Source organism: Hydrogenophaga sp., from assembly GCF_051858985.1.
GTDB lineage: Bacteria > Pseudomonadota > Gammaproteobacteria > Burkholderiales > Burkholderiaceae_C > Hydrogenophaga.
In genome coordinates this window covers 1,237,948-1,260,076 of the sequence record NZ_JBHYGM010000001.1, presented here as the reverse complement: position 1 = coordinate 1,260,076, position 22,129 = coordinate 1,237,948, and the positions used below count along the sequence as shown (strand labels likewise).

At 67.0% G+C, this 22,129-nt stretch carries 19 protein-coding genes; 10 read left to right on the top strand and 9 right to left on the bottom strand.

The annotated features are described in order from the left end of the window. Window positions 1-30: 30 nt before the first annotated feature. From ACTIEY_RS06220 to ACTIEY_RS06210, 3 genes are read left to right on the top strand one after another with little or no spacing between them, the layout of a single operon-like run. Window positions 31-1,548: a CoA-acylating methylmalonate-semialdehyde dehydrogenase gene (locus tag ACTIEY_RS06220; protein ID WP_439518207.1), complete on the top strand. Its 1,518-nt coding sequence runs from the start codon at window positions 31-33 to the stop codon at window positions 1,546-1,548. A gap of 6 nt (window positions 1,549-1,554) precedes the next feature. Next, window positions 1,555-1,842, top strand: a complete 288-nt coding sequence (locus ACTIEY_RS06215; RefSeq protein ID WP_439518206.1) for a putative signal transducing protein — start codon at window positions 1,555-1,557, stop codon at window positions 1,840-1,842. Beyond that, window positions 1,839-3,482, top strand: a complete 1,644-nt coding sequence (locus ACTIEY_RS06210) for a GMC family oxidoreductase (protein WP_439518205.1) — start codon at window positions 1,839-1,841, stop codon at window positions 3,480-3,482. Before ACTIEY_RS06215 ends, ACTIEY_RS06210 begins: the two co-directional genes overlap by 4 nt. 78 nt (window positions 3,483-3,560) lie before the next feature. Here ACTIEY_RS06210 and ACTIEY_RS06205 read toward each other — a convergent pair whose 3' ends face one another. Both ACTIEY_RS06205 and ACTIEY_RS06200 read right to left on the bottom strand, forming a co-directional pair. Further along, entirely contained in the window at window positions 3,561-3,872 is a 312-nt protein-coding gene (locus tag ACTIEY_RS06205; RefSeq protein ID WP_439518204.1) for a hypothetical protein, read from the bottom strand. 1 nt (window position 3,873) lies between these two features. Then, window positions 3,874-5,277 (bottom strand): ammonium transporter, encoded by a 1,404-nt coding sequence (locus ACTIEY_RS06200; protein WP_439518203.1) that lies wholly within the window; start codon window positions 5,275-5,277, stop codon window positions 3,874-3,876. 264 nt (window positions 5,278-5,541) lie between these two features. Here ACTIEY_RS06200 and ACTIEY_RS06195 point away from each other — a divergent pair, with 264 nt between their 5' ends. Next, window positions 5,542-6,303, top strand: coding sequence for a TSUP family transporter (locus ACTIEY_RS06195; RefSeq protein ID WP_439518202.1), 762 nt, complete (start codon window positions 5,542-5,544; stop codon window positions 6,301-6,303). On the opposite strand, the gene ACTIEY_RS06190 is transcribed toward ACTIEY_RS06195, so the two are convergent. Further along, window positions 6,293-7,294: a response regulator transcription factor gene (locus ACTIEY_RS06190; protein WP_439518201.1), complete on the bottom strand. Its 1,002-nt coding sequence runs from the start codon at window positions 7,292-7,294 to the stop codon at window positions 6,293-6,295. The genes ACTIEY_RS06195 and ACTIEY_RS06190 overlap by 11 nt on opposite strands. Before the next feature lie 137 nt (window positions 7,295-7,431). Here ACTIEY_RS06190 and ACTIEY_RS06185 point away from each other — a divergent pair, with 137 nt between their 5' ends. Genes ACTIEY_RS06185 through ACTIEY_RS06175 form a run of 3 tightly spaced genes read left to right on the top strand, consistent with a single transcriptional unit; the run spans window position 7,432 to window position 12,370 of the window. Next, window positions 7,432-10,320: a VIT domain-containing protein gene (locus tag ACTIEY_RS06185; RefSeq protein WP_439518286.1), complete on the top strand. Its 2,889-nt coding sequence runs from the start codon at window positions 7,432-7,434 to the stop codon at window positions 10,318-10,320. Beyond that, window positions 10,317-11,030, top strand: a complete 714-nt coding sequence (locus tag ACTIEY_RS06180) for a hypothetical protein (protein ID WP_439518200.1) — start codon at window positions 10,317-10,319, stop codon at window positions 11,028-11,030. The genes ACTIEY_RS06185 and ACTIEY_RS06180 overlap by 4 nt, the downstream gene beginning before the upstream one ends. 5 nt (window positions 11,031-11,035) lie before the next feature. Further along, entirely contained in the window at window positions 11,036-12,370 is a 1,335-nt protein-coding gene (locus ACTIEY_RS06175) for a hypothetical protein (RefSeq protein ID WP_439518199.1), read from the top strand. A gap of 306 nt (window positions 12,371-12,676) precedes the next feature. Here ACTIEY_RS06175 and mrdA read toward each other — a convergent pair whose 3' ends face one another. Genes mrdA through ACTIEY_RS06155 form a run of 4 tightly spaced genes read right to left on the bottom strand, consistent with a single transcriptional unit; the run spans window position 12,677 to window position 17,210 of the window. Continuing rightward, window positions 12,677-14,650: a penicillin-binding protein 2 gene (gene mrdA, locus ACTIEY_RS06170; protein ID WP_439518198.1), complete on the bottom strand. Its 1,974-nt coding sequence runs from the start codon at window positions 14,648-14,650 to the stop codon at window positions 12,677-12,679. A gap of 2 nt (window positions 14,651-14,652) precedes the next feature. Next, the gene (gene mreD, locus ACTIEY_RS06165) at window positions 14,653-15,183 is read right to left on the bottom strand and encodes a rod shape-determining protein MreD (protein ID WP_439518197.1); all 531 of its coding nucleotides are present in this window, start codon (window positions 15,181-15,183) and stop codon (window positions 14,653-14,655) included. Next, a complete protein-coding gene (gene mreC, locus ACTIEY_RS06160) occupies window positions 15,180-16,124 on the bottom strand; it encodes a rod shape-determining protein MreC (protein WP_439518196.1) in 945 nt (314 codons plus the stop codon). The genes mreD and mreC overlap by 4 nt, the downstream gene beginning before the upstream one ends. A 42-nt stretch (window positions 16,125-16,166) precedes the next feature. After that, on the bottom strand, window positions 16,167-17,210 hold the full coding sequence (locus tag ACTIEY_RS06155; protein ID WP_439518195.1) for a rod shape-determining protein: 1,044 nt from the start codon (window positions 17,208-17,210) through the stop codon (window positions 16,167-16,169). 271 nt (window positions 17,211-17,481) lie between these two features. Between ACTIEY_RS06155 and gatC the strand changes: the two genes are divergently transcribed. Genes gatC through gatB form a run of 3 tightly spaced genes read left to right on the top strand, consistent with a single transcriptional unit; the run spans window position 17,482 to window position 20,724 of the window. Next, window positions 17,482-17,781, top strand: a complete 300-nt coding sequence (gene gatC, locus ACTIEY_RS06150; RefSeq protein ID WP_439518194.1) for an Asp-tRNA(Asn)/Glu-tRNA(Gln) amidotransferase subunit GatC — start codon at window positions 17,482-17,484, stop codon at window positions 17,779-17,781. Continuing rightward, window positions 17,778-19,268, top strand: coding sequence for an Asp-tRNA(Asn)/Glu-tRNA(Gln) amidotransferase subunit GatA (gene gatA, locus ACTIEY_RS06145; RefSeq protein ID WP_439518193.1), 1,491 nt, complete (start codon window positions 17,778-17,780; stop codon window positions 19,266-19,268). The genes gatC and gatA overlap by 4 nt, the downstream gene beginning before the upstream one ends. A gap of 1 nt (window position 19,269) precedes the next feature. Continuing rightward, complete coding sequence (gene gatB / locus ACTIEY_RS06140; protein ID WP_439518192.1) at window positions 19,270-20,724, top strand: Asp-tRNA(Asn)/Glu-tRNA(Gln) amidotransferase subunit GatB; 1,455 nt, start codon at window positions 19,270-19,272, stop codon at window positions 20,722-20,724. A 3-nt stretch (window positions 20,725-20,727) separates the two neighbouring features. Here gatB and ACTIEY_RS06135 read toward each other — a convergent pair whose 3' ends face one another. Together ACTIEY_RS06135 and pyrE are read right to left on the bottom strand one after the other, a co-directional pair. Next, window positions 20,728-21,396, bottom strand: coding sequence for a DUF4124 domain-containing protein (locus ACTIEY_RS06135; RefSeq protein ID WP_439518191.1), 669 nt, complete (start codon window positions 21,394-21,396; stop codon window positions 20,728-20,730). Between the two features lie 10 nt (window positions 21,397-21,406). Continuing rightward, window positions 21,407-22,120, bottom strand: coding sequence for an orotate phosphoribosyltransferase (gene pyrE, locus ACTIEY_RS06130; protein WP_439518190.1), 714 nt, complete (start codon window positions 22,118-22,120; stop codon window positions 21,407-21,409). Between the last annotated feature and the right edge of the window lie 9 nt (window positions 22,121-22,129).

Below are 22,129 nucleotides of genomic sequence, written 5' to 3'. Positions count from 1 at the left end.
TTCCTCGAACACCCCATCCGCGAGACCGCCATGGCCACTGCACCCACCTCCATCGACCACTTCATCCAGGGCGTCGTCACGGCCGGCCGGTCTTCGCGCAGACAGGATGTCTTCAACCCCGCCACCGGCGCTGTCACTGGCAAGGTCGCGCTGGCGAATGGTGCCGATGTGGGCGCTGCCGTGGCCGCTGCGCAAGCCGCGTTCCCGGCCTGGGCCGACACACCGCCCATCCGCCGCGCGCGCGTTCTGTTCAAGTTCCTCGAACTCGTGAACCAGCACAAGGACGATCTCGCCCGACTGATCACCGCCGAGCACGGCAAGGTGTTCACCGACGCGCAGGGCGAGGTTTCGCGCGGCATCGACATCATCGAATTCGCCTGCGGCATCCCGCAACTGCTCAAGGGCGACTTCACCGACCAGGTCTCCACCGGCATGGACAACTGGACGCTGCGCCAGCCGCTGGGCGTTGTGGCCGGCATCACGCCGTTCAACTTCCCCGTCATGGTGCCCATGTGGATGTTCCCGGTGGCCATCGCTGCGGGCAACACCTTCATCCTCAAGCCCAGCCCGATCGACCCGTCTCCCGCGCTGTTCATGGGCGAGCTGCTGAAGAAAGCCGGCCTGCCCGATGGCGTGTTCAACGTGGTGCAGGGTGACAAGGAGGCGGTGGACGCGCTGCTGGTGCACCCGGACGTGAAGGCCATCAGCTTCGTCGGTTCCACGCCCATCGCCAATTACATCTACGAGACCGGTGCGCACCACGGCAAGCGTGTGCAGGCGCTGGGCGGCGCCAAGAACCACATGGTGGTGATGCCCGACGCCGACCTGGACCAAGCCGTGGACGCGCTCATTGGCTCGGCCTACGGCTCGGCTGGCGAGCGGTGCATGGCGATAAGCGTGGCGGTGCTGGTGGGCGACGTGGCCGAACGCATCATGCCCAAGCTGATCGAGCGCACGAAGACGCTGCAGGTGCTCAACGGCACCAACCTCGCCGCCGAAATGGGCCCGATCGTCACCGCAGCTGCACACCAGCGCATCACCGGTTACATCGAAGCCGGCGCCAGGGAAGGCGCGAAGCTGCTGGTGGATGGCCGTGGCTTTGACGCTTCGAAGACCGGGCCCGGTTGCGGGCAAGGCTTCTGGATGGGCGGCACGCTGTTCGACCACGTCACCACCGACATGAAGATCTACAAGGAAGAGATATTCGGCCCCGTGCTCAGTTGCGTGCGCGTGCCCGACTTTGCGCAGGCCGTGCAGATCATCAATGACCACGAGTTCGGCAACGGTGTTTCCTGCTTCACGCGCGATGGCAACGTGGCGCGTGAGTTTGCGCGGCGGATCCAGGTCGGCATGGTCGGCATCAACGTGCCGATTCCCGTGCCCATGGCGTGGCACGGCTTCGGCGGCTGGAAGAAGAGCCTGTTCGGCGACATGCACGCCTATGGCGAGGAAGGCGTGCGCTTCTACACGAAGCAGAAGAGCATCATGCAGCGCTGGCCCGAATCGATCGGCAAGGGCGCCGAGTTCGTGATGCCCACGGCAAAGTAGCCATTGATGGCCGATGGCAACAGCCCCTACGACCCAGCCGACGGCGACTGGAAAACGCTGGTGACGTTCTTCAGTCCCACCGAAGCGTTCCTGTTGCGCGGCGTGTTGCAGGCGGGCGGTGTGCCCGCTGCCGTGGCCGACGCGCATCTTGTGCAGACCCACACTTTGCTGGCCGGCGCCATTTCCGTGCGGGTGATGGTGCCGGAGCACCGGTTTGCCGAGGCCGAGAAGGTGGTGGAGGCTTTTCAGCGCGGCGATTTCGCACTTGACGATTCAGACCCGGAAGCACCATGAGCGCCACCCCTTTTGACTTCATCGTCATCGGCGCCGGCACCGCCGGCTGCCTGCTGGCCAACCGTCTCTCTGCCGACGCCACCAAACGCGTGCTGCTCGTGGAAGCGGGCCGCAAGGACGACTACCACTGGATCCACATTCCGGTGGGCTACCTCTACTGCATCGGCAACCCTCGCACCGACTGGCTCTACCAGACCGAGCCCGACCCCGGACTCAATGGCCGGCGCCTGCGTTACCCGCGCGGCAAGACGCTGGGCGGCTGCTCCAGCATCAACGGCATGATCTACATGCGCGGCCAGGCGCGCGATTACGACCAGTGGGCCGAACTCACCGGAGATGCCGACTGGCGCTGGGACGCCTGCCTGAAAGACTTCAAGGCGCACGAGAACCACCACCGTCTCGACGCCGCGCAGGATCCGGCGTTCGCGAAACTGCACGGCCATGGTGGTGAGTGGCGCATTGAAAAGCAGCGCCTGCGCTGGGACATCCTCGACGCGTTTGCGCAGGCCGCGCAGCAGGCCGGTGTGCCCGCCACGGCCGACTTCAACGGCGGCGACAACGAAGGCGTGGGTTACTTCGAGGTCAACCAGAAGGCCGGCTGGCGCTGGAACGCGTCCAAGGCTTTCCTGCGCCCGGTGCAGCACCGCCCCAATCTCACGGTGTGGACCGAGACGCTGACCGAGCGCCTCCTGCTCGAGCGCGATGGCAGCGGTGCGCTGCGCTGCGTGGGTGCCGAGTTGCGGCGCGGCGGGCAGCGTGTGTCGGTGCGCGCCGCTCAGGAGGTGGTGCTCAGCGCCGGCAGCATCGGCTCGCCCGCCATCCTGCAGCGCTCGGGCATCGGCCCGGCGAAGCTGCTGCAACAGCACGGCATCGCGGTGCAGCACGAACTGCCCGGCGTGGGGGAGAACCTGCAGGACCACCTGCAGATCCGCGCGGTGTTCAAGGTGAAAGGCGCGACCACGCTCAACGTCCTGGCCAGCTCGCTCTGGGGCAAGGCGCGCATCGGGCTCGAATACGGCATCCGTCGCAGCGGTCCCATGAGCATGGCGCCCAGTCAGCTCGGCGCCTTCACGCGCAGCGATCCGCAGCAACCCTACGCCAACCTCGAATACCACGTGCAGCCGCTCAGCCTTGACGCCTTCGGCGAGCCGCTGCACGCGTTCCCGGCGTTCACCGCCAGCGTGTGCAACCTCAACCCCGGCAGCCGCGGGCATGTGCGCATCACCTCGGCCCGTGCCGAAGACGCACCCGCCATCGCGCCGTGCTACCTCAGCACACCTGATGACCGCCGTGTGGCCGCCGACAGCCTGCGCGTGACGCGGCGCATCGTGGCGCAGCCGGCGCTCTCCAAGTACCAGCCCGAAGAGTTCAAGCCGGGCCCGCAGTACCAGAGCGACGAAGAGCTGGCGCGCCTGGCCGGCGACATTGCCAGCACCATCTTCCATCCCGTGGGCACCACCAAGATGGGCCGCGACGACGACCCGATGGCCGTGCTCGACAGCCACCTGCGGGTGCGAGGCGTGGCTGGTCTGCGCGTGGTTGACGCGGGCGTGATGCCCACCATCACCAGCGGCAACACCAACAGCCCGACCTTGATGATCGCGGAGAAGGCATCACGTTGGCTGGTCGATGGTGCCTGATCCCCGTTTGCCCTGAACCTGTCGAAAGGCTCATCCGCGCTGGGCTTCGACAGGCTCAGCCCGAATGGTCCATCGAAGTTATCGCAGGCGCCCGATGTAGCGGTGCTCCTCGAGCGGCGGCGCTTCGCGCAGCACCTGCGCCGCCACTTCCAGCATGGTCTTGCGCGGCGCCGCGCCCATGCCGACGATGGCGGCTTCCAGCTTGTCGGCCCAGAGCAGCAACTCGGTGTGTCCGTCGCTCGCGGCTTTCTCTCGCGCGTGTCGCACGATCTCGCGCGCGTAGTCGGCATTCGTCGCCATCCACTCCGTGTCGGTCACGCGCCCGGTCTTGCGTCGCAGCAGCACGTGCAGGTGCGCCGCAATGGCGAAGGCTTCGCCGCTGGCGGCCATGTCAGTGGCCCAGCTGTTCGTTGTGAAGGGCGGTGTCCAGCCCCATGCGCTCGTCGCTCTCACGCACACGCAGCGTGGCAAAGCGCGAAGTGATCCAGAGCACCACGGCCGTCATCAACAGGCTGTAGGCCAGCACCGCCAGGCAACCCACCAGCTGGGCCACGAAGCTCGCTTCCACGCCCGAGATGGCGGGGTCGGCGAGCACGCCAGTGAGCAGCGCGCCCACCAGTCCGCCCACGCCGTGCACGCCGAACACGTCCAGCGAATCGTCGGCGCGCAGCTTGCGCTTCAAGATGGTGGCGCCCCAGTAGCACGCCACACCGGCCACGATGCCGATCAGCAGCGCGCCGCGCGGCGAGACAAAACCCGCCGCGGGCGTGATGGCCACCAGCCCTGCGACCACCCCCGAACACAGGCCCAGCAGCGAAGCGCGCCGGCGGGCGAACCACTCGGCTGCCGTCCACGACAAGGCACCCGCCGCCGCTGCGACATGCGTGACCAGCAGGGCGAGTCCCGCGCGGCCGTCGGCGGTGAGCGCCGAACCGGCGTTGAAGCCGAACCAGCCCACCCACAGCAGGCCGGTGCCGGCCATGGTCAGCCCCAGGTTGAACGGGACGAACGGTTCGCGCCCGTAGCCCGCGCGCGGCCCCAGCGCGTACGCGCAGACCAGCGCCGCCGCGCCCGCGTTGATGTGCACCACCGCGCCGCCCGCGAAATCGAGCACCCCCAGCCGGGCCAGCCAGCCGCCTGGCTCCCACACCCAATGGGCAATGGGCGCGTACACCAGCAGCAGCCACAACCCGGCAAACAGCAGCAGCGCGCCGAAATGCATGCGCTCCACCAGCGCGCCCACCACCAGGGCGCAGGTGATGATGGCAAAGGTGAGCTGGAACATGGCAAACACCGATTCCGGCACGTGCGGCGCGATGTGACTCACGGCCACCTGGCCCTTGGCCCCCAGGAAATCCATGCCGGCGAAACCCATGCGCTCGACACCGCCGATCACGGCGCCCACCGCACCGCCCGGGGTGAACGCGAGCGAATACGCCAGGCCAAACCAGAGGATGCTGACCACCGCCGCGATGCCCACCACGCTGGCCATCGTGTTGATCACGTTGAAGCGGCGCACCATGCCGCCATAGAACAGGGCGATGCCCGGCAGCGTCATGAGCAGGACCAGGGCGGTGCTGATCATCAGCCAGGCGGTGTCGGCGCCCTGGATGGTGGCCGCGTCCACCAGCGCGGGCGCACTCAGCGTGATGTCCTGCACGGCTGGAGCCGTTTCTGTCTGCGCGGCGGCCAGCCCTGGCCAGAGCAGCAGGGCCGAAATGGGGCGCCAGGCGCGCGAAGCGCTCTGAAGGGGGCAAAACAGTGCCTCCCGCACGAAAACACGGTAGTGGTGCATGAAACAGCCTTTTCCAACGACAAGCAACAACGTGCATTTCCTGTGCCAAGTGCGTGAAAAAGCAAGGGAAAGCCCCGATGCACAGGGCTGGTGCGGACCTTTAAAGTGCAGGCACTCGCAAGCAGCGCACCGCGCTGGTGACCGCGGGGGACCGAGGAGACAACCCAGTCCTTTAAGAACTATTCCTTTCAGCGTCCCCAGAGATGCCCGTTTACTCAACCGACCCCTGTGGGTCGGTTTTTTTTTGCCAGCGACAATCCCTGCATGGAATTGGCGCTTGTCACCCTCGCTTCGTTTTTCGCCGGCTTTGTGGACTCCATCGTGGGCGGCGGTGGCCTCATCCTGGTGCCGGCCCTCTTTGCCATGTTCCCCACCACCCACCCCGCCACCCTGTTCGGGGTGAACAAGGGCGCGTCGGTCTGGGGCACGGCGGCGGCCACGCTGCAATACGCCCGGCGGGTGCAGATGCCGTGGCACGCGCTGCTGCCGGCTGCCGGGGTGGCCTTTGCCGGATCCATGCTGGGCGCCTGGACGGTCACCGTGATCTCGCCCGACTTCCTGCGCCGCGCGCTGCCGCTCATCCTGATCGCCGTGCTGGCGTACACCCTCGCACGCAAGGAGCTGGGACGTCACCACGCACCGGTCTTCTCCGGCCAGCGCGAGACCCTGGCGGCCTGTCTGCTGGGGGTGACGATCGGTTTCTACGATGGGTTCTTCGGTCCGGGCACCGGCAGCTTCTTCGTGTTCCTGTTCGTGCGCTGGCTGGGCTACGACTTCCTGCACGCCAGCGCCAGCGCCAAACTGCTCAACACGGCGTCCAACCTGGCCGCGCTGCTGCTGTTCGCCTGGAAGGGCCATGTGTGGTGGCACTTCGTGCTGGCCATGGCGGTGGCCAATGTGGTGGGCAGCCTGCTGGGCACGCGGCTGGCGCTCAAGCATGGCAGTGGCTTTGTGCGGGGGGTGTTCATCGTCGTGGTTTCCGCGCTGATTCTCAAGACCACGTACGACGCGTGGATCAGGACCTGAACGGGTCTGGCGCCACCGCTCGAAGCGCGTCGATCAGTCCTGCGATGCGGGTGATGCCCAGCTTTTCGTAGATGGAGCGGATCTGGTTACGCACCGTCGCAGGCGAGCGGCCCAGACTCTGTGCAATCTCCTTGTAGGTGCTGCCGCGCGCCACCAGCTCGGCGACCGCAAGCTCCCGTGCCGTGAGGTCGTCGACCAGGCATCGTGGCCTGGCGCGAAGGAAGAGAAGGCCTTGCTCCACCAGACCCGTGACCACCGCGACCGGGCCCCTGTGATGCGTCTGGCCGCGCAGAAAACTCTGCAGCAAGTCACTGGGGAGTCGCGGTCCTTTCCAGCCCGTCCAGGCGGTCTTCAGCAAGCGCTCGAAAGGCTCGTCCGAATGGTAGAGCGCGCCGCGAAGATCACAAATGGCGCTGCCTCTACCGCCTGCGCCAGGCGTTTCCATGCGGTCGAGGTGTGCCACTCTGTTGAGCGTCAGCGCCTGCATCACGTGGGGCGCCAGCAGCGCCAGAAGTTCGCTGTCCTGATGCGTACCACGCGCCGTTTCGTCGGCTCGAAACAGCGTCAACCAATGCACGAACTGTGTGTTCGGATCGAAATCGCTGGAAATGAAGAAGTTGGCCTGGTTGAAACGTCGGCCGTATTCGCGCAGCGGCGCCTGTGCTCGGCCGCTGAACCATTCCCCCGCATTGAAGGCGAGTGTGCTGCGCGATTGCCGTCCAGCCGTTTGAGCGGCGGTGTCCAGGTGCTTCACCTCCTCATAGGCCGTCAGCATCTCTTCGGGCTGGTTGTGCAGATGGATGGTGTGGATGTCGATGCCCTGGGGGGTGTTCGTGGCGGTTCCCCACATGGACGAATCGAAAGGCAGCGCTTCACGCACCAGGTGCAGTGCCGCGTTCTGGAACTCGGCGATGGGGAGCTCGTGCGAAAGGCGGTAGAGCCGCAGCAGAATGGCGCTCAGTTCTGCCTGCCCGAGTGATGGTGACTGCATGGGACGCGTTGGGTAAGCGGATTGGAGCGGGCCCTGCATTGCGCGGAGCCGATTGGTCAATGATGCATCTGCACTATGTCGCGTTCGAGGCGGCCCTCGTAGTATCGAGCAGATCATCGTCCTGCCCGTTCGTGTCCATGGCCTTTGCGTTGGAGTTCTCGCGCCGTCTGGCGCTGTGTGTGCGTCGAAGTCTGTGCCCTGTAGCTGCGTTGCTGGTGGTCCTGGGCAGCCTGAGCCCCCCGGCGTGGGCACAGCGCGCAAACGAAGAGCCCTCCGTCCCGATCCGCTGGCTGGCGCCCGAAGCGCGCCTTCCTGTCGAGCTGCGCCGCGTCGACGTGCGCGCCGAGGTCGTGGGCCGCGCAGTCACCACACGCATTGAGCTGGAGCTCTACAACCCCAACGCGCGTGTGCTGGAGGCGGAATTGCAGTTTCCGCTGCTCGAGGGCCAGTCGGTGACTGGCTTCGCGCTCGACATCGATGGTGAGCTGCGGGCGGCTGTGCCAGTGGAGAAGGTCAAGGGTCGGCAGGTGTTCGAGGACGTCACCCGCGCAACGGTCGACCCGGCACTGCTGGAGGCCACCGCAGGCCGTCACCACAAGTTGCGCGTGTATCCCTTGCCGGGGTTGGCCAGCCGACGCGTGCTGCTGGAAATCAGCGAGGTGGTATCGGGCGAGGGCGCCATGACCTGGCGTTTGCCGCTCGCGCCGCAAAAGCGCTCGGGTCGGCTGAACGTGTCTGTTCTTGTGGAAGGGGTCCCGCCGCGCGCAGTGTCGGCCCAGCTGGGCGCCAGGCGACTTACAGTGCGCAGCGATGCGGGTGGTGCGCGCATTGCGCTGGTGGCCAACGGGAGCCACAGCGGCGGCGAACTGCGCGTGGCTTTGCCGGCGGTCGCGGGCGCTCTGATCGCCACCCAGCGTTTCGATGGCGACGACTATTTCTATGCCGAACTCCCGGTGGCGGCGATGCATGCCCAGCGCGTTCGGCCCCGCCGGGTGGGGCTGGTCTGGGACGCTTCCGGCAGTGGCGAGCGGCGAGACCACGCGCGCGAACTCGCGTTGCTCGACGCCTGGTGGCGCGAGCTGGGTGATGTGGAGGTGATGCTGCAGACGGTGCGCGAGGTGGCTGCTCCTGTGGAGCGGTTCGAGGTCAAAGCCGGGCGTTGGGACGGCTTGCGGGAACGGCTGGCGTCGCTGCGATACGACGGCGCCACGCACGCTGCCGCCTTGCGCGCACCCGAAGGTGCCGACGTGGCGCTGTTGTTCTCGGATGGCTTGGGCAACTGGGGCGCGCACGAAGGAGCGATCCTGCCGACCCAGCCGGTGCCCACGTTTGCCGTTGCATCCGTGGCAGGTGGCGATGCGAACGCGTTGCGCCGCATGGCTCAGGCCAGTGGCGGTGCCTTTATCGACCTGCTCGCCGCCAGCCCCGCCCAAGCGCTGGTGGTACTCGGCCGTGAATTTCTGAGTCTGGTTTCGGTCCTTGCGCACGGCGCCGAAGACATGGAAACCGATTCGGTCCAGCCAGAACTGGGGCGCGTGGCGCTGGCTGGCCGCCTCATCGCGCCCGATGCGCGCATCGATCTGCGGCTGCGCTCGCCGGGCGGCGCGGAGCAGACCAGAACACTGCGCGTGACATCGGCATCGGGCAAACCCGGTACGGTGGCGGCCGGGCGCTGGGCCACGCTGCGCATGGCGCGACTGGAGGCAGCGGGGGAATCCCAACGCGCGGCCCTGCGCCGGCTGGGCATGAAGTTCAGCCTGCCCAGCCGTGAGACTTCGTTGATCGTGCTGGACCGCGTGGAAGACTATGCGCGGCATGACATCGAGCCGCCGCACAGCCTGCGAGCGCAATGGGCACTGTTGCGTGCGGACTCGGAAAGCCGCGAGGTGGCGGCGAGAGCACAGCATCTGGACCGCGTGGCTGCGCAGTTCGCGACGAAGGTGCAGTGGTGGGCAAAGGAATTCCCGAAAGACGCACCCCCGCCCAGGCCGAAGGCCGAGTCAATGGTGGGCGCTTCGCCGCCGGCACCAGCGCCCGTGGGCGCCATGGCGATGGCTTCGCTGGTGGCAACCGACAGCTCTGGTGATGGCGCAGCGGCCAGCATCCAGTTGCGCCCCTGGCAACCCGATGCGCCTTACGCGCGGCGCCTGCGGGAAGCCGCACCCGAGGAGATTGAGGCGGTCTACTTCGACGAACGCCCTTCGCATGCCGGCAGCACCGCCTTCTTCCTGGACGCGGCCGACATCCTGTTCGAGCGCGGCCAGCGCGCCACCGCCCTTCGCGTGCTCTCCAACCTCGCCGAGATGGAGTTGGAGAACCGCCATGTGCTTCGCATCCTGGCCTACCGCCTGATGCAGGCGGGCGAGGTGGCGGCTGCCTTGCCGCTGCTGGAGAAGGTACTGGTTCTGAGTCCGGACGAACCCCAGTCCTGGCGCGACCTGGGCCTGGCGCTGGCCCGTGCGGGCCAGCCGCAGCGCGCGGTCGATCAACTCTGGCAGGTGGTTTCGCGTCCGTGGAACGGACGCTTTCCCGGCGTGGAGCTGATTGCCTTGGCCGAACTCAACGCCATCGTCGAAGCGGCCCGCGCCAGCGGAACTGCGCTGGACACCCGCCGGCTCGACCCCCGCCTGTTGCGCAATCTACCGCTGGACCTGCGCGCCGTGCTCTCCTGGGATGCTGACAACACCGACATCGACCTGTGGGTGATCGACCCCAACGGTGAAGCCGCCTTCTACGGCAATCGACTCACCTATCAAGGTGGGCGCCTGTCTGCCGATTTCACGGGGGGTTACGGTCCCGAAGAGTTCTCGCTGCGTCGGGCCCGGCCCGGGACCTACACCGTGCGTGCCAGGTTCTATGGTCACCGCCAGCAGATCGTCGCACCAGCCACCACCCTCATGCTTAGGTTGACCACCGGTTTCGGCACGCCGCTCCACAAGGAAGAGGACGTGGTGCTGCGGCTTTCAGGTCGAGGCGACATGCTGACGGTGGGCACATTCATCATTCAGGAAACCAGCAAACCATGACATCGAAGACCTCTTTGCGTTCCATGTTCGTCGCCCTGGCAGCGGCCTTCTGCCTGCATGGCGGAACCACCGCGCAGGGCCTGCCGCCGACCGTCGAGGCCGACCGGCTGCTGCAACTCGGCGCTGCTGAAATGGCCAAGGGGGAGAAGGGCGACGCGGCCGCCTGGGCCAAGGCCGCTGCAGCGCTCAAGGGCGCGGAAGCCACGGGTGTGCGAATGCCCGACAACTTTGATTACCACTACGGTCGCGCGTCGCACGCCGTAGGTCAGCACACGGTCGCCCATGAGCGCCTCGAGCGCTACCTGCGCACCCACGGCACCAAGGGCAAGTACTACAGCGAGGCGCTGGCGCAATACACGAGCGTGCAGAACGCGCTGGCCGAAGCACGTGTGGCCGCCGACAAGCAGGCTGTCGTCGATCGCGGATGGCGCTGGGTGAGATCCACCTGGGTGCACGCAGGCGACGAGGGCACCGATTGCTACAAGGCCACCCGCCGCGTGAAGAGCCAGTCGTCGAGCGCGCGCGAGATCGATTGCGATTGCGACGTCAAGGACAACGACCACCCCGCCTACCGCGGCAGCCTGCTGACCATCTGCAAGATCCGCTGGCAGGGCAACACCGTGCTGGACAAAGCGTCGTCGTTTTACCTCGATCGGGAGTACTCAAGCCGCCGCCAGGACTTTGAGACTTTCAAGTCCAGCGAGGAATGACAAGCATGGTCCGCGCTGGTCTGGCGCTGGTGTGCGCCTTCCTCCTGGCGGGTGCGGCGCTGGCTCAGCCCAGAGAGGTGGGCGGCGCAGGCACGCTGTTCCCGACTGGAGGGCGCACGCAGATGCATTGTTTTCCCACCGGTACGGAGGCCGTGCCTGACATCTGCGGCAACTTCGAGGTCCGCTGGACACTGTCTGCGCTGATGGGCGAGCCGATCGCCAACTTCGGTCTGGTGTGGTCGCTCACGGGCGTGCGAATTCGTGTGGACAAACGCAGCCAGTTCTACAACCTGCAGTCGCTGCCTCCCGCCGTGGCCAAGGCCGCGCAAACCAGCGAGCTCATGCTCTATGGGTTGGGTCTCTTCATCGGTGAGAACGGCGCCACCCTGGCGGTCGATGTGGACACGGGCGCTCCCGCTCGGCCCGACGGCAAGGTCTCCTTCAATGTGCCCGGCAGCCCGGACTGGAGCCGCTTCATCATCAACGGCGGCTCTGCGCTCGACCACCGGGGGATGCTGGCGCACGGCCAGGCGGGCTGGTGCGCTGAAAAACATCGCAGCTACCTGACGGCCTCGCAGGCCAGGGAAGAGATGCGCAGGCGCACGAAGCTGACACACCTGGTGGTCTGCCCGCGCACGTCCGCCAACCCCGGCTTTCTGGAGGGCGCGCTCCAGGCGCATTGCGAGACCTCACCGAAGGCGGCCTGGTGCGAGAAGAAGCCCGAGAAAGTGGAGATAACCGGGAAGCCGGACATGCGCTACGCCGACGCGCTGGACAAGGTGACGGACAAGCCGGCGGTGCAGCGCAAGCACGCGCAACTGGTGGACGCGTTTCGCCGCGAGGCCGAGGTCGCCTGCGCGAAAGAGATCGCCCCCGTGCAGGCCTGCCTGCGCAAGAGCTGTCCCGATGCCGCCGGCCCTACTGAAGCGGCCTGCAAGTCCGTGCCCAACAGGCCCGCGCGCATGCTGGGCCCGCTGCTTACACGCAGCGACAGCGGCCCCTGCAATGCGCGTTGCCAGCGCGAGCGCGAAGAAGCGCGCGAGGAATCGCGCCGTGAGCGCGAACGCGAGAACGAAGCCTTTGCGGAGCGGGTGGCGGCGTGGGACGCGCAGTGGAGCGGGCTGTCGAGCCAATGCGAAGAGAACAGGCAGGCCCGGGCGGCGCAGAACCAGTGTTTCCAGGCGTCCGAACGGCAGTGCAACCCGACCGGCTTGACGGCGAAATCCTGCCTGGACCGGCGCATGGTCAACGCGCCGACCGAATCGGCGGCCGAGGCGCTGCAGACCCGGGAAGCCGCCGATCGCATGCGCGCGGACCAGCGACCGAAATTTCTGGATTGATGCGAAGCCTGCCCGCCCTCGGTGTGACCTTCCTGCTTGTGCAGACGGCGTGGGCGTCGCCCACGGCCAACGAGTTTGAGCGCTGCCACCAGGGAGCCGCTTCGCGTCTTCAACACTGTCTGAGCGAAGCGGGTGGGGGCGAAGGCAATGCTTGCTGGACCCGGGTACGGACCTACCACGCACTTTGTCGCAAGGCGGTGGTGCAGGAACACCAGCGGCCCGATGCGTTGCGCATCGAAGCGATGCGCAACGCAGAGCGCAAGAGACAGGCTGCGCCGAGCGTGAGGAATTGAAACGAGGGTTTCGCTACGGTGCCGAGACTGGCGTTGACGACTCGGGCGGCCAAGGCATCTCGCTGGCCTTGAGGGGTTTGCCGATGGGCGCGCCCGCCTGCCCCACGCTCACCGCGGCCAGGTCCTGCGGGTTGGGAAACTGGTCGAGCAGCAGGTAGTCGAACACGCGGCGCGCAATGGGTGCGGCGTGAGCTGCGCCGAAGCCGGCGTTCTCCACCACCAGCGCCAGCGCCACGCGCGGCTCGTCGGCCGGCGCGAAGGCGATGTAGAGCGAGTGGTCGCGCTGGTGCTCTTCGAGCTTGCGGGCGTCGTAGCGGTCGCGCTGGCCGATGGTCACGGCCTGGGCGGTGCCGGTCTTGCCGCCGCTGGCGTAACCCGCGCCCGCAAACACGCGGGTGGACGTGCCTTCCGTGGTCACGGCGGCCATCGCGTCGATCACGGTGCGCACATGCTCGGGCTTGAAGCCGAGGTTCTCCGGCGGCGGCCCGGGAAGCGGTGTGCGCTCGCGCGTGATCACGTTCTCGGTGGCCATGGTCAGGTGCGGCTTGTACTTGATGCCGCCGTTGGCCAGCGTGGCCATGGCGTGGGCGAGTTGCAGCATGGTGAAGCTGTTGTAGCCCTGGCCGATGCCCAGCGAAATGGTCTCCCCGGCGTACCAGCGCTGCTGTTCGGGACGCTTGTAGGTGTTGCGCTTCCAGGCCTGGCTGGGCAGCACGCCCCGCACTTCGCCACGCAGGTCGATGCCGGTGATCTGGCCGAATCCCAGCGGCTTCATGAAATCGTGCATGGCATCCACCCCCATCTCGTTGGCCAGCGAGTAGTAGTAGGTGTTGCTGGATTTGACGATGCTGCGCTTCATGTCGACCGCACCCAGGCCCCCGTCGCCGTGGCTGCGGAACCGGTGGCCGCCAAACATCCAGAAGCCCGGGTCGTTGATGACCGTGCTGGCGCTGCGGGTGCCGGTTTCCAGCGCGCCCAGGGCCATGAAGGGCTTGTAGGTGGAGCCGGGCGGGTAGGTGCCGCGCATGGCGCGGTTGAGCAGCGGCTTGTCGAGCGACTCGTTGAGCGTGCGCCAGTTCTCCACGTCGATGCCCTCGACGAAGAGGTTGGGGTCGAACGTGGGCTTGCTCACGAAGGCCAGCACCTCACCGGATCGCGGATCGATGGCCACCAGCGCCCCGCGCCGCTCGCCGTACATGTCCTCGATCAGCTTCTGCAGCTGGATGTCGATCGACAGCACCACGGTGTTGCCCGGCGTGGCGGGCGTGTGGGCGAGGGAACGGACGGCACGGCCACCCGCAGAAGTCTCCACACGCTCGAAGCCGGTGATGCCGTGCAGCTCGCGTTCGTACTGCTGCTCGGCGCCGAGTTTGCCGATGTACTCCGTGCCGCGGTAGTTGGCCTGGTCTTCCTCCGGCCAGTCGCCAATGGCTTCCTTCTCCCGCTGGTTGATGCGCCCGATGTAGCCGATGACGTGGCTGGCCACCTCGCCATTGGGATACTGGCGCAGCAGCCGCGCGCGCACTTCCACGCCGGGGAAGCGGTAACGCTGCACGGTGAAGCGCGCCACTTCCTCGTCGGTCAGTCGGGTGCGCAGCGGCAGCGAATCGAAGCTGTGCGACTCCTCCACGAGCTTGCGGAAACGCCGCTCGTCGCGCGGCGTCACTTCCACCAGCTCCCCCAGCGCCTTGATGGTGGCGTCGAGGTCGTCCACGCGCGAAGGAATGATCTCCAGCGTGTAGGCCGAGTAGTTGGTGGCGAGCACGCGGCCCTTGCGATCCAGGATCTGCCCCCGGTTGGGCACCACGGGCAGCACGGCCGTTCGGTTGCTCTCAGCCTGCGCCAGCAGATCGTCGTGGCGCGTCACCTGCAGGTAGACCATGCGCGCGGCGACCAGGCCAAACGCGAACACCACCGCCAGCCCGATCAGCAGCACCCGGGTGCGGAACTGCGCGAGATCAGCTTCGACGTTCCGTAATTCCGTCATGGCTACAGCGGACGGTTGTCGTCCGGGTTCGGGGCACGCCTCTGGGGCGCCAGCAACAGCACGCTGACCACGGGCCAGAGCAGTGCCTCGATTGCGGGTGCCAGCAGGTACAGCAGGCCCGGAAACGTGCCGCCGGCCGCCATGCGCACCAGCAACTCAAGCAGGTGCGCGGCCACGAACAGCGGCAGCACCTGCACCGCCTGGTTGGGCACGCTGAACCAGAGCAGGCGGCGGTGCATGGAGATGCCCAGGAAACCGAGCGCGGTGTAGGCCAGGGCGTGCTGGCCGAGCAAAGCGCCCTGGTGCACGTCCATGGCCAGGCCAAAGGCGAACGCCACGCCCACGCCGATGCGCAGCGGCTGGTGCACGCTCCAGAACACCAGCACCACCGCGAGCAGGTCAGGCACCCAGGGCGCCCGACCGAACATGCCCATGTTCAACAGCATGTTGAACATCAGCGCACTGAGGAGGCTGAACCAGATGAAGACGGGGTTGGCGGGCAGCAGCAGTTGCTGCCCGGGACGCATGATCATGGTGCGGCGCTCCCATTGCCGGGACGGACGGCGCCGCGAACCGGGCGCTCGGCCGGCGCTCCCACCAGAGGCGATGGCGGCATGGCGTCGCCTGCGGGGGCCAGTACCAGCACATGCAGCGTTCCCTGCACGCGCGCCATGGGCTCGCAGCGCACCCGCGTGAAGGAGGATTCGGCCTGGCGCTCGACCGACGTCACGCGCGCCACCGGCAGGCCTGCCGGATAGATGCCGTCCACACCGCTGGTGGTCAGAAGGTCGCCCTGCGCGATGTCGGCGCTGGCGAGGGTGTAGCGCAGGTCGAGCCCGTCGCCGCTGGCAGACGGCTCGCCATAGGCCACGCTGCGCACGCCGGTGCGCGCGTTCAGCACAGGGATGGCCTGGTCGCGGTCGATCAGCAAGGTGACCTCGGACACGAGGGGATAGACGCGCGTCACCTGCCCGAGCACGCCGCTTTCGTCGATGACGGGCGAGCCGGCACGGATGCCGTGCGTCTGCCCGCGGTCGATCACGATCTTGCGCGAGTATGGGTCGGCCGCGTCGTAGAGCACCTGGGCGCCAGTGGCCTCGGCGCCGGTGCGCTCGCGCATGGCCAGCAACTGGCGCAGGCGCTCGTTTTCCAGGGTGATCTGTTCGAGCTGCAGGCTGCGCTGCGCCTGAGTGGCCAGCCGCTGCAGGGCTTCGGCTTCGCCCTGCTGGGCGGCGTGCAGCGACGTGAAGTAGTTTCCCGCCATGGAGACCAGTTCCACCGGCTGCAGCACCGCCCACTGGGCCGGGTAGAGCACGGCCGCCACGGCGGTGCGCACCGGCACGGCCACGCGAAAACGCAGGTCGGCCACCATCAGGAAGAGCGCTACCGCACTGAACACCACCAGTTTGGACAGGGCCGACGGGCCCTGCTTGAAAAAGGGAGGCGGGGTCCGGTCCAGGGTGCCCAGTGGCATATGGGGTAGGGTGTCGAGGCCGTGCCGAAGAACGGCCCGGCCTTATTCGCTGGTGAAGATGGTGCCCAGGCGCTCCATGCGCTCCAGGGCCATGCCGCAGCCGCGCACCACGCAGGTCAGCGGTTCCTCGGCCACCAGCACGGGCAGGCCGGTTTCTTCGGCCAGCAGGCGGTCCAGGTCGCGCAGCAGGGCGCCGCCGCCGGTGAGCATCATGCCGCGCTCGGCGATGTCGGCGCCCAGCTCTGGCGGCGTGTGTTCCAGCGCCATCTTCACGGCCGAGACGATGTTGTTGAGCGGGTCGGTCAGGGCCTCGAGGATCTCGTTGCTGGAGATGGTGAAGCTGCGCGGCACGCCTTCGGAGAGGTTGCGGCCCTTGACTTCCATTTCCTTGACTTCGCTGCCGGGAAACGCCGAGCCGATCTGCTTCTTGATGGCTTCGGCCGTGGGCTCACCGATCAGCATGCCGTAGTTGCGGCGGATGTAGGCAATGATGGCGTCGTCGAAGCGGTCACCGCCCACCCGCACGCTGCCCTTGTAGACCATGCCGCCCAGGCTGATCACGCCCACCTCGGTGGTGCCGCCACCGATGTCGACCACCATGGAGCCCGAGGCGTCCGACACGGGCAGGCCGGCGCCAATGGCCGCGGCCATGGGTTCCTCGATGAGGTACACCTCGGAGGCGCCCGCGCCCAGCGCCGATTCGCGAATGGCCCGGCGCTCGACCTGGGTGGAGCCGCAGGGGACGCAGATGATGATGCGAGGGCTCGGGCGGAACATCGAGCGGGGGTGCACCATCTTGATGAACTGCTTGAGCATCTGCTCGGTGACGGTGAAGTCGGCGATCACGCCGTCCTTCATCGGGCGGATGGCTTCGATGTTGCCGGGCACCTTGCCGAGCATGGCCTTGGCTTCATGGCCCACCGCCTGGATGGTTTTCTTGCCCTGCGGGCCGCCTTCGTGGCGGATCGACACCACCGAAGGTTCGTCCAGCACGATGCCCTTGTTGCGCACGTAGATGAGGGTGTTGGCGGTGCCGAGGTCGATGGCCAGGTCGGTCGAGAATTGCCGACGGAAAGCTTCAAACATGGTGCGTGGATCCTGTGTGGCACGGGTGCGGCGTCGCGCGCCCGTCGCCGGGGGTGGGGCCGGAAATGGGGCCGGACATCGGTGCTAAGTGGTTGATTCCAAGGCGGAAACGGTGTGGCGGAGGGCAGCGCCGTTAAACCTTGGATAATACCGTATCCCCTGTGCACAACTGCACGCAATTGGGGCGCAATTTGACCGCTTACACGCCGTTTCAGGGGCGATCGTCGCCTCGACAACGCAAGCCCACTTCCACCCGGAACCCGTTTCTGCCATGTCCCTGACCTTGTCCGACATCGGGCGCATCGCCAACCTGGCGCGCCTGGAGCTCACCGATGCCCGAAGCGAGACGCTGCGCGTCCAGCTCAACGGCTTCTTCGACGTCGTGGAACAGATGAACGCGGTGGACACCGCCGGCGTCGAGCCGCTGGCCCACCCCACGGCCGTGATCGACCACGTGTCCCTGCGGCTGCGCCCGGACGTGGCCAGCGAGCCGAACGACCGCGAAGCCAACCAGAAAAGCGCACCGGCCGTGGAGCGTGGTCTGTTTCTCGTGCCCAAGGTGATCGAATGACCGACCTGCACCAACTGGGCGTGGCAGGCCTTGCCACCGCCATCGCCGAGAAGAAAACCAGCAGTGTCGAAGCCGCGCAGCACCTGCTGGACCGCGCCAAGGCGCATGCCTCGCTGGGCGCCTACCTGGCCTTCAACGAAGACGCCACGCTGGCGCAGGCCCGCGCCGCCGACGCGCGCATCGCGGGGGGCGAGCGCACGCCGTTGCTCGGCGTGCCGCTGGCGCACAAGGACATCTTCGTCACCAAGGACTTTCCCACCACCGCCGGTTCGAAGATCCTGGAGGGCTACCGGAGTCCTTTCGACGCGACCGTGGTGCGGCGCCTGGCCGAGGCAGGCGCGGTGTCCCTGGGCAAGCTCAACTGCGACGAATTCGCCATGGGTTCGGGCAACGACAACTCGGCTTACAACCCGGTGCACAACCCCTGGGACATCGAGCGCGTGCCCGGTGGATCCTCGGGCGGCTCTGCCGCTGCCGTGGCTGCCCGGCTGGTGCCGGCCGCCACCGGCACGGACACCGGGGGCTCCATCCGCCAGCCCGCCAGCTTTTGTGGCGTCACCGGCATCAAGCCCACCTATGGTCGTTGTTCGCGCTACGGCATGGTGGCCTTTGCCTCCAGCCTGGACCAGGCCGGCCCCATGGCCCGCAGTGCCGCCGACTGCGCCCTGCTGCTCAGCGCCATGGCCGGCCCCGACATCGACCGCGATTCCACCAGCCTCGATCGCCCGGCCGAGGACTACACCGCGTTGCTTGGCCAGCCGCGCGAAGGTGCGACCGCGGCGCAGCCGCTCAAAGGCTTGCGGATCGGTCTACCCAAGGAGTTCTTTGGCGGCGGCTGCGCGGGCGACGTGCTGGTGGCCGTGCGGGCCGCGCTGGCCGAATACGAGAAGCTGGGCGCCACGCTGGTCGACATTTCCCTCCCGCGCACCGAGCTCTCCATCCCGGTCTACTACATCATCGCGCCCGCCGAAGCCAGCTCCAACCTCAGCCGTTTCGACGGCGTGAAATTCGGTCACCGCGCGGCGAAGTACGACGACCTGATCGACATGTACAAGAAGTCGCGCAGCGAGGCGTTCGGGCCGGAAGTGCAGCGCCGCATCATGATCGGCACCTATGTGCTGAGCCACGGCTACTACGACGCCTACTACCTCAAGGCCCAGCAGATCCGCCGCCTGATCGCGCAGGACTTCCAGTCTGCCTTCGAACAGTGCGACGTGATCGCCGGCCCCGTGGCGCCCACAGTGGCCTGGAAGATCGGCGAGAAGAGCGACGACCCGCTGGCCAACTACCTCGCCGACATCTACACCCTCTCCACCAGCCTGGCCGGCCTGCCCGGCATGAGCGTGCCGGCGGGCTTTGGCGCTGGCGGCATGCCGGTGGGCCTGCAGCTGGTGGGCAACTATTTCCAGGAAGGGCCGCTGCTGCAAGTTGCCCACGCGTTCCAGCAGGCCACCGACTGGCATGCCCGCACGCCGGAGGGCTACTGAAATGAGTTCCAGCACATCCCTTCTGGTGCAAGGCTACGAGGTCGTGATCGGCTTCGAGACCCACGCCCAGCTGTCCACGCAATCCAAGATATTCAGTCGCGCACCGGTGGCGTTTGGTGCCGAGCCCAACACGCAGGCCTGCGCGGTCGACCTCGCCTTGCCCGGCACCTTGCCGGTGATGAACAGGGCCGCCGTGGAGAAAGCCATACGCCTCGGTCTGGCGCTGGGCTCGCACATTGCTGAGCACAGCGTCTTCGCGCGCAAGAACTACTTCTACCCCGACCTGCCCAAGGGCTACCAGATCAGCCAGTTCGAGATTCCGGTGGTGCAGGGCGGGGAGGTGTCTTTCTTCCTCGGTGCCGAGAAGAAGACCGTGCGGCTGGTTCGCGCCCATCTGGAGGAAGACGCCGGCAAGTCCCTGCACGAAGACTTCGTGGGTCAGAGCGGTATCGATCTCAACCGCGCCGGCACGCCGCTGCTGGAAATCGTTACCGAACCCGACATGCGCTCCAGCGCCGAGGCGGTGGCCTACGCGAAAGAGCTGCACAAGATCGTCACGTGGATCGGCATCTGCGACGGCAACATGCAGGAAGGCTCGTTCCGGTGCGACGCCAACGTCTCGGTGCGCAAGCCAGGCGCCGAGCTGGGCACGCGCCGCGAGATCAAGAACCTGAACAGCTTCAAGTTCATGCAGCAGGCCATCGACTTCGAGGTGCGCTGGCAGATCGAGCAGATCGAGGACGGCCATGCGATCCAGCAGGCCACGGTGCTGTTCGACCCCGACACCGGCGAGACGCGTGCCATGCGCACCAAGGAAGACGCGGCCGATTACCGCTACTTCCCTGACCCGGACCTGCCGCCGCTGGTGATTGCGCGCGAATGGGTGGAACAGGTGCGCGGCGACATGCCCGAGCTGCCGCGTGCGATGGCCGAGCGCCTGGTGCGCGACTACGCACTGCCTGAGTACGACGCCACCACGCTGACGCAGAGTCCCGCGATGGCCGCCTATTTCGAGACCGCCGCCAAGGCCAGCGGCCAGGCGAAGCTGGTGAGCAACTGGATCATGGGCGAGGTGTCGCGCCGGTTGAACGCGGACGAGAAAGACATCGACGCCGCGCCGGTGAACGCGGCGCAACTCGCGGCGCTGATCGGCCGCATCGCCGATGGCACGGTGTCCAACAACGCCGCCAGGCAGGTGTTCGACGTCCTGTGGAACGGGGAAGGGGCCGAGGTCGACGCCGTCATCGAAGCCAAGGGCCTCAAGCAGATGAACGACACCGGGGCGCTGGAGAAGATCATCGACGAGGTGATGGCCGCCAATGCCGACAACGTGGCCCAGTTCCGCGCTGGCAAGGAAAAGGCCTTCAACGCGCTGGTGGGCCAGGTGATGAAGGCCAGCAAGGGCAAGGCCAACCCGCAACAGGTCAACGACCTGCTGCGTCAGAAACTGGGCTGAGGGTCAGCGCGACGCGGCGCCGGTGCGGGTGCCGCCCGCCGTGGCCCACAGCTGCCTGAGCTTGGCCAGTTCTTCGTCAAAACGGGCGTTGATGCGCTGCTTCTCCTGGGCCTGCTCGTCCAGGAAGCGCTTCTGCACCACCATCTGCTTTTCGTTGTCTTCGATCTTGCGCTTGAGCCAGTTCGGCGCCTTGCTCGCGTCGCCCTGGTAGAACTCCATCTCGACGTCGATCTCCTTGCGCTGGGCGACCAGCGCCTGCTCGCGCTTGTTGACGGCGCCAATCACTTCGTCGATCTGCCCCAGCGCGTCGGCACGCTCCTTGTCGTGCACACCCTGGTTCGGGTAACGGATCAGCAGTGCGCGGTCGCGGCGCTTTTCCTCCTGTACGCGCGCGCGTTGCTCTTCCTCCACGCGCCGCTGCGCTTCGAGCTTGGCGCGTTCGTCGGCGGTGTAGCTGGGCGGCACGACCTGGCGCACGATGCCGGTGCTGCCGCGCTTTTCCTGTTCGCGGTCCAGGCATTCCACGATGGGCCGGTCTGACGTGATGCGCCGCCCCTTGTTGTCGACGCAGGTGTAGACACCTTGCGCCTGGGCTCCGCTCCACAGCGTGGTGGACAGGGCCAGCAGCGTGAGCTTCGCCGGAAGGAGAAGTTGAAAATGGAGGTGGGGCATCGGGTAGGGGTCAGGTCACGCCGTATCGCTGGCGGTAAGCCAGAACACGGTCGCGGTGGGCATCCAGGGCACCACCAGTGTGCATCGTCAGATACTGCAGCAAATCGGCCAGTGTCGCAATCGCACAAACGTGGAGGCCGAGTTGTTGCCGAACGTATTGCACCGCACTGTGATCGACGTCTCGAACCGCACCGTCCGCGCCTGCTTCGGTGGCCTTTTCCTGGCGATCCAGCGCAATCGCCATGGCGTGGGGGACGGCACCGGCGGCGCGGATCAGCGCGATCGACTCCCGAGCGGCCGTGCCCGCCGACATGACGTCGTCGACGATCAGCACGCGTCCCTGGAGCGGCGCGCCCACCAGGATGCCGCCTTCGCCATGGTCCTTGGCTTCCTTGCGGTTGTAGGCAAAGGGCACGTTGCGGCCCAGCCGGGCGAGCTCCACGGCCAGTGCGGCACCCAGCGGAATGCCCTTGTAGGCCGGGCCGAAGATCATGTCGAATTCGAGCCCGCTGGCCACGAGGGCTTTTGCATAGAATTGCGCCAGCCGTCCGAGCTTGGCGCCGTCGTCGAACAGACCGGCGTTGAAAAAATAGGGGCTCAGGCGACCGGCCTTGGTCTTGAATTCACCGAACTTCAACACGCCGGCATCCACGCAGAACTGAACGAACTCCTGCGCCAGCGCATCCGGCGCATCGGCCAGCGCCGCGCCTGCTTGAAAACCCATGGGGACATC

What these genes read in the sequence shown, in the direction of transcription:
- ACTIEY_RS06220 (WP_439518207.1), top strand. Translation starts at nt 31, where the DNA reads ATGGCCACTGCACCCACCTCCATCGACCACTTCATCCAGGGCGTCGTC.
- ACTIEY_RS06215 (WP_439518206.1), top strand. Translation starts at nt 1,555, where the DNA reads ATGGCCGATGGCAACAGCCCCTACGACCCAGCCGACGGCGACTGGAAA.
- ACTIEY_RS06210 (WP_439518205.1), top strand. Translation starts at nt 1,839, where the DNA reads ATGAGCGCCACCCCTTTTGACTTCATCGTCATCGGCGCCGGCACCGCC.
- ACTIEY_RS06205 (WP_439518204.1), bottom strand. Translation starts at nt 3,872, where the DNA reads ATGGCCGCCAGCGGCGAAGCCTTCGCCATTGCGGCGCACCTGCACGTG.
- ACTIEY_RS06200 (WP_439518203.1), bottom strand. Translation starts at nt 5,277, where the DNA reads ATGCACCACTACCGTGTTTTCGTGCGGGAGGCACTGTTTTGCCCCCTT.
- ACTIEY_RS06195 (WP_439518202.1), top strand. Translation starts at nt 5,542, where the DNA reads ATGGAATTGGCGCTTGTCACCCTCGCTTCGTTTTTCGCCGGCTTTGTG.
- ACTIEY_RS06190 (WP_439518201.1), bottom strand. Translation starts at nt 7,294, where the DNA reads ATGCAGTCACCATCACTCGGGCAGGCAGAACTGAGCGCCATTCTGCTG.
- ACTIEY_RS06185 (WP_439518286.1), top strand. Translation starts at nt 7,432, where the DNA reads ATGGCCTTTGCGTTGGAGTTCTCGCGCCGTCTGGCGCTGTGTGTGCGT.
- ACTIEY_RS06180 (WP_439518200.1), top strand. Translation starts at nt 10,317, where the DNA reads ATGACATCGAAGACCTCTTTGCGTTCCATGTTCGTCGCCCTGGCAGCG.
- ACTIEY_RS06175 (WP_439518199.1), top strand. Translation starts at nt 11,036, where the DNA reads ATGGTCCGCGCTGGTCTGGCGCTGGTGTGCGCCTTCCTCCTGGCGGGT.
- mrdA (WP_439518198.1), bottom strand. Translation starts at nt 14,650, where the DNA reads ATGACGGAATTACGGAACGTCGAAGCTGATCTCGCGCAGTTCCGCACC.
- mreD (WP_439518197.1), bottom strand. Translation starts at nt 15,183, where the DNA reads ATGATCATGCGTCCCGGGCAGCAACTGCTGCTGCCCGCCAACCCCGTC.
- mreC (WP_439518196.1), bottom strand. Translation starts at nt 16,124, where the DNA reads ATGCCACTGGGCACCCTGGACCGGACCCCGCCTCCCTTTTTCAAGCAG.
- ACTIEY_RS06155 (WP_439518195.1), bottom strand. Translation starts at nt 17,210, where the DNA reads ATGTTTGAAGCTTTCCGTCGGCAATTCTCGACCGACCTGGCCATCGAC.
- gatC (WP_439518194.1), top strand. Translation starts at nt 17,482, where the DNA reads ATGTCCCTGACCTTGTCCGACATCGGGCGCATCGCCAACCTGGCGCGC.
- gatA (WP_439518193.1), top strand. Translation starts at nt 17,778, where the DNA reads ATGACCGACCTGCACCAACTGGGCGTGGCAGGCCTTGCCACCGCCATC.
- gatB (WP_439518192.1), top strand. Translation starts at nt 19,270, where the DNA reads ATGAGTTCCAGCACATCCCTTCTGGTGCAAGGCTACGAGGTCGTGATC.
- ACTIEY_RS06135 (WP_439518191.1), bottom strand. Translation starts at nt 21,396, where the DNA reads ATGCCCCACCTCCATTTTCAACTTCTCCTTCCGGCGAAGCTCACGCTG.
- pyrE (WP_439518190.1), bottom strand. Translation starts at nt 22,120, where the DNA reads ATGGGTTTTCAAGCAGGCGCGGCGCTGGCCGATGCGCCGGATGCGCTG.